We start from the raw sequence: 5,881 nt of genomic DNA on the forward strand, positions 1-5,881 counted from the left end.
CTCGAGCCGGGCGAGCGCTGCGCCTCGACCTCCAACCGCAACTTCGAGGGCCGGCAGGGGCAGGGCGGTCGCACGCATCTGGTCAGTCCGGCCATGGCCGCGGCGGCCGCCATCGCCGGTCACTTCGTCGACGTTCGCAAAGTCTAAGGGAGGCACTGAAATGCAGGCATTCACCACCCACAAGGGAATCGTCGCGCCGCTGGACCGCTCGAACGTCGATACCGACGCGATCATCCCCAAGCAGTACCTGAAGTCCGTCAAGCGCACCGGCTTCGGGCCGACCGCCTTCGACGACTGGCGCTACCTCGACCCGGGCGAGCCGGGCATGGACCACAGCCAGCGGCGAAAGAACCCGGACTTCGTGCTCAACCAGGAGCCGTTCGACCGGGCCACCATCCTGCTCGCCCGCGAGAACTTCGGCTGCGGCTCCTCGCGCGAGCACGCGGTCTGGGCACTGACCGACTTCGGCTTCCGTGCCGTGATCGCCCCGTCGTTTGCCGACATATTCTTCAACAACAGCTTCAAGAACGGCCTGCTTCCCATTGCCCTGAAAGAGGAAGAGGTCGACGAGATCTTCAAGGCGGTCGCCGACGAGCCGGGCCTGGAGCTGGAGATCGACCTGCCGAACCAGACGGTCACCGCGCCCTACGGCAAGACGTACCGCTTCGAGATCGACAGCTTCCGCAAGCACTGCCTCGTCGAGGGTCTCGACGACATCGCGCTGACGTTGCAGCACGCGGACAAGATCAAGGCCTACGAAACGGCCCAGATGGAAAAGACGCCGTGGCTGTTCAACGACATGCGCGGCAATGTCGGCGGCTGACCGGAAACGACAGAACACAAGAGATAGGAAACCCAACCTCGTGAGCCAGAAGAACATTCTCGTACTGCCGGGTGACGGTATCGGCCCGGAAATCACCGAACAGGCCGTCAACGTGCTCGAGGCGGTCTGCAAGGACAGCGACCTCGACCTGTCGTTCACGCATGGCCTGATCGGTGGCGCGGCCTATGACGCCGAGGGTGAGCCCTTCCCGGAGACCACCCGCAAGCAGTCGGCCAAAGCCGACGCGGTGCTGCTGGGCGCCGTGGGCAGCCCGCAGTACGACGCACTCGAACGCGCCCTGCGCCCGGAACGCGGACTGCTGGCCATCCGCAAGACCATGGGGCTGTTCGCCAATCTCCGCCCGGCGCTGCTCTACGATGCACTGGCCGACGCCTCCTCGCTCAAGCCCGAGGTGGTCTCGGGCCTCGACATCCTGATCGTTCGTGAGCTGACCGGCGGGGTCTACTTCGGCCAGCCGCGCGGCATCCGCGAGGTCGACGGCCAGCGCGAGGGCTTCAACACCATGCATTACAACGAGGGCGAGATCGAGCGCATCGGCCGGGTCGCCTTCGAGGCGGCGCAAAAGCGCGGCAAGCGCCTGTGCTCGGTCGACAAGGCCAACGTGCTGGAGACTTCCGAGCTGTGGCGCGAGGTGATGAACCGCCTTGCGGCCGACTACCCGGACGTCGAGCTGTCGCACATGTACGTCGACAACGCCGCCATGCAGCTGGTGCGGGCGCCCAAGCAGTTCGACGTGATCGTCACCGAGAACCTGTTCGGCGACATCCTTTCGGACCAGGCCTCGATGCTGTCGGGATCGATCGGCATGCTGCCGTCGGCCTCGCTCAATGACAAGGGTCAGGGTCTCTACGAGCCGAGCCATGGATCGGCGCCGGACATCGCGGGGCAGGGCGTGGCCAATCCGATGGCCACCATCCTCTCGGCCGCGATGCTGCTGCGCTATTCCTTCGGGCGCGGGGATCTGGCCGAGCGGATCGAGAACGCCTGCATCGCGGTCCTCGACCAGGGCCTGCGCACGCCCGACATCATGCAGCCCGGCATGACCGAGGCCTCGACCGAGGAAGTCGGCGAAGCGGTCGTCGCGGCACTCAAGGCCTGACCCGGACCGGGTTTCGCGGGTGCGCTGCCCGCGGTATTGCGCTAGTCTTGGGAGCACGCCAAATACACGCCGGACGGCGGTAGACCGCCGTTCAAGCCCGCGTTGTTCCGGACGACGCGTCAACGCGACACATCGAGGCCGCCGTGCGCATGGCGGTCCGCACAGAACATTTTCACGATAAGGAGCAACCCTCATGAGCAAGACGGTCGACGTTGCTGTCGTAGGCGCCACGGGTGCCGTTGGTGAGACCATGCTTTCCATCCTGGCCGAACGGAATTTTCCGGCAGGCAAGGTCTACGCACTGGCATCCGAGCGCTCCGCCGGGAAGAAGGTGGCCTACGGCGACACCTTCCTGACGGTCGAGGACCTGGCCACCTTCGACTTTTCCAAGGTGCAGGTCGGGCTGTTCTCGCCCGGCGCGTCGATCTCCAAGGAGTACGCCCCGAAGGCCGCGGCAGCCGGTTGCGTGGTCGTGGACAACACCTCGCAGTTCCGTTACGACGACGACATCCCGCTGATCGTCCCGGAAGTCAACGCCCATGCCATTGCCGGCCACACGAACCGCGGCATCATCGCCAATCCGAACTGCTCCACCATCCAGATGCTGGTGGCGTTGAAGCCGATCCACGACGCCGTCGGTATCGAGCGCATCAACGTGGCGACCTACCAGGCCGTTTCGGGTTCCGGCAAGGAAGCGATCGAGGAGCTGGCCACGCAGAGCGCGCGGCTGCTCAACGGGCAGGATGCCGACGCGGTGGTCTATCCGAAGCAGATCGCGTTCAACGCGTTGCCGCAGATCGATGTCTTCCAGGACAACGGCTACACCAAGGAAGAGATGAAGATGGTCTGGGAGACGCGCAAGATCTTCGAGGACGACGCGATCCTGGTGAACCCGACCGCCGTTCGCGTGCCCGTGTTCTATGGCCACTCCGAAGCCATCCACATCGAGACCCGCGACAAGATCACCGCCGAGAAGGCCTGGGAACTCCTGAAGAATGCGCCGGGCATCGAAGTGCTCGACGATCGCCGTGACGGCGGGTACCCGACCGCGGCCACCGAAGGTGCCGGTACCGATCCGGTCTACGTCGGTCGCATCCGCGAGGACATCTCGCATGATCGCGGGCTGAACCTGTGGGTCGTTGCCGACAACGTCCGCAAGGGTGCGGCGCTCAACAGCGTCCAGATCGCCGAGTGCCTGGTGCGCGATTACCTCTGATCTGTGGCACAATCAGCTCGAAACTGGGGCTATAGGAAGGCGCCGGCCATGTCGAGAGCATCCGAGGGTGCCTGCATGCCGGCACGAGCAAGGAGTCATTGACATGCGGAAGTTGAGTTTGGTGATAGCGGGCATCCTCGGTGCGGGGAGCCCGTTGCTCAGCCAGGCCGCCACGCTGGGCGACGCCCGGGTGCAATCCAACCTGACGGAGCCGCTGGAGGTCAGCGTGCCCCTGGCGCGCTCGTCCAACGAGCCGCTGGACGAGATCAGCGTCCAGCTCGCGCCTCCGGCCTTCTACGAACAGGCCGGTGTTCCACTGGAAAGCCTGCCTTCGAATCTCGTCTTCTCCGTGGAGACGCGGGGTGATCAGGATTACGTGCTTATCCGCAGCCGTGGTCCGGTCCGCGACCCGATCCTCAACATCCTGCTCGAGGTCCGGTCGCCGGAAGGCCGGATGATTCGGGAATACAGTCTTCTGCTCGATCCGCCGTCCTCGGATGCCCGCAGCGAATCGACAGCTCAGGACGTCGCCACGTCGGCACCGGCGGACCGGGCACCCGCGCAACGGGCTGGCAGTTCGACCTGGGAGCGCGTGGCGCCGGCCAGCGACCTCGAGCTCGACGACAGCTACACGGTCGAGCAAGGGGATACGCTCTCCCGGATCGCCAGCCGCTACGCGGCCGACGGCGAGGATATCCGTCCGATCATGCAGGCGATCATAGACGCCAACCCGGACGCCTTCGTCGACGGTAACGGCAACGCGCTGATGGCGGATGCCGAGCTCAAGGTTCCGTCCGGACAACCCACCGCTGACGACGATGCGGCATCCGACGAAGCTCAGGCTCCGGCTCTTGAGCTCATCGGCCCGGAAGAAAGCGCCGAGGCCGCCGAGACAGAAGCCGCGGACAGCGATGCTGCCGTTTCCGATGCCGGCCTGACTCGCGAGAACCCGCTACCGGCCATCGACGGACCGACCCGGGCGGAACTCGAGCAGCAGGCCGCGCTGGACCAGGAGGAGCTCGAGTCGGCTCGCGCAGAGAACGAGAGCCTGACCGAGGAACTGCGGTCACTCACCGAGCAGATCGACTCGATCAAGTTGTCCATCGACGAGCGCGATTCCAAGATCTCGGAGCTCGAGGCGGCGGTCGAGCAGGCCCAGCAGGAGAAGGCGGCACTCGAGCAGCAGAACGCCGAGCTCGATGAGCTCAAGGGCAACTTCTGGATCGAGTGGGGCAAGTTCCTTGTCGGCGGACTGGGCCTGATCGTGCTCGCGCTGCTGATTGCCCTGGGGCTGCGTCGCAACCGCCGGAACGACGAGCCGGCCATGCCCTCCTCGCAGCAGGGCAGCTTCACTCCGGCTTCGGGGGGCGAAGCCGACTCAACTCGATCCGACGCCGCTGGTGCGATGGCGATCGGTGCCGGTGCGGCAGCTGCCGCCACCACGGCGGCAGAGGGGTCGGATAGCGACGAGCGTGTGGAGGTCGAGATCGAGACTGCCGGCAATGCAGCCGCTCAGGACCCGCTCGACCCGCAGACCGCGCTGGACGAGGCGCGTATGCTCGAGTCGTTCAACCTCAACCAGCAGGCCATCGAACTCCTGCAGGACAGCCTGTCCGAGCATCCGGGTCATGACGGCCTCCAGGAGGCGCTGGCAAGGATGCGAAACGATGACGCGGCCCAGCCGGCCGAAGAAGACGATCTCTTCGCCACCGGATCCTTCAGCACGGACGATACCGATTCGACAAGCGCCGACGCCGATGCGATCGAACCGATGCCCACCGGGGACCTGGACCAGGAAGATGCAGTCACCCCGATCGGGGAATCGGATTCGTCCCTGCAGGGCGGCCTCGGCGAGACCGAAGCGGAGCAGGGCGAGGTGGAGACGTCACCGGCCGGCGTGATCGACTGGGATGACGACCTCGACAACATGCTGGCGACGCCCGACTCGGAGCCTGAACCTCGTCAGTCCGGCGACTCGGATGACGTGATGGACTTGGACGATTCCTACGCCCTGGAGACGCCCGCCACCGACGAGCCGGCGAGTACCGACGAGGAGGTCGGTGGTGAGGAAATCGAGTTCAACCTTCCGGAACCGGATGAAAGTGCCGAGTCGGAACTCGAGGCGGGCGACGATGACGCCGGGGCCGTGCCCACGTGGTCGGAACGTCAGGAATCCGACAACCTGGATCTGCAGGCTGCGCCCGAGGAGGAAGTGGAGGATTCCACGGTGGTCGACAGCGCCGACGAGGCTCAGGACGATGCCGCGGGTCAGGACACCGTGGATACCCGCGTGAGCCTCGCCGAAGCGTTTCTCGACGTGGGTGACCAGGAAAGCTTCGAGATGATCGAGTCGGAGCTGAAGGAGGAGGGCGCAACCGACGCCCTCCAGCGGCTCGACGAATTGAAGAAGCGTTACGGCTGAGCGCGCAATGGCCGTCGACACGCAAAAGGCCCACCGTTGAGAGACGGTGGGCCTTTTTCATGGTCCAGTCGGTTTCATGGTCCCGACTGTTCCGGTGCTAGAGCGAAAGGGCGACACGGCGGTGATGGCATTCCGCTCCCACAACGCAAGAAGGCCGGAGGTTCGTCGAACCATCCGGCCTTCTGCCAAACTGTTTGGTGCCCAGGAGAGGACTCGAACCTCCACGGATCTCTCCACTAGTACCTGAAACTAGCGCGTCTACCAGTTCCGCCACCTGGGCAACGCGGCGCATATTAGGAA

General features: G+C 65.1%; 5 protein-coding genes and 1 tRNA gene. 5 read left to right on the forward strand and 1 reads right to left on the reverse strand.

Annotated elements, in window-relative coordinates:
- The 5 genes from ACLFMY_RS08070 to ACLFMY_RS08090 form a co-directional block, all read left to right on the forward strand.
- Positions 1–147, forward strand: a 147-nt coding sequence (locus ACLFMY_RS08070) for an aconitase family protein (RefSeq protein ID WP_410764154.1), incomplete at its 5' end; no start/stop codon positions are given.
- A gap of 13 nt (positions 148–160) precedes the next feature.
- Complete coding sequence (gene leuD / locus ACLFMY_RS08075) at positions 161–823, forward strand: 3-isopropylmalate dehydratase small subunit (protein ID WP_410764151.1); 663 nt, start codon at positions 161–163, stop codon at positions 821–823.
- 64 nt (positions 824–887) lie between these two features.
- The gene (gene leuB / locus ACLFMY_RS08080) at positions 888–1,943 is read left to right on the forward strand and encodes a 3-isopropylmalate dehydrogenase (protein ID WP_410764155.1); all 1,056 of its coding nucleotides are present in this window, start codon (positions 888–890) and stop codon (positions 1,941–1,943) included.
- 193 nt (positions 1,944–2,136) lie between these two features.
- Positions 2,137–3,159, forward strand: a complete 1,023-nt coding sequence (locus ACLFMY_RS08085; protein WP_410764152.1) for an aspartate-semialdehyde dehydrogenase — start codon at positions 2,137–2,139, stop codon at positions 3,157–3,159.
- 103 nt (positions 3,160–3,262) lie between these two features.
- Positions 3,263–5,581 carry a FimV family protein gene (locus tag ACLFMY_RS08090; RefSeq protein ID WP_410764153.1) on the forward strand — a complete coding sequence of 773 codons (2,319 nt, stop codon included), beginning with the start codon at positions 3,263–3,265 and terminating at the stop codon, positions 5,579–5,581.
- Positions 5,582–5,776: 195 nt separating this feature from the next.
- Here the strand turns inward: ACLFMY_RS08090 and ACLFMY_RS08095 are convergent.
- Positions 5,777–5,861: transfer RNA gene (locus ACLFMY_RS08095), tRNA-Leu, on the reverse strand.
- Between the last annotated feature and the right edge of the window lie 20 nt (positions 5,862–5,881).

It is taken from the genome of Guyparkeria sp., assembly GCF_046545975.1.
Lineage (GTDB): Bacteria > Pseudomonadota > Gammaproteobacteria > Halothiobacillales > Halothiobacillaceae > Guyparkeria.

Excerpts from the sequence above, each read along its gene's own strand:
- leuD (WP_410764151.1), top strand. The coding sequence starts at position 161 with ATGCAGGCATTCACCACCCACAAGGGAATCGTCGCGCCGCTGGACCGC.
- ACLFMY_RS08085 (WP_410764152.1), top strand. The coding sequence starts at position 2,137 with ATGAGCAAGACGGTCGACGTTGCTGTCGTAGGCGCCACGGGTGCCGTT.
- ACLFMY_RS08090 (WP_410764153.1), top strand. The coding sequence starts at position 3,263 with ATGCGGAAGTTGAGTTTGGTGATAGCGGGCATCCTCGGTGCGGGGAGC.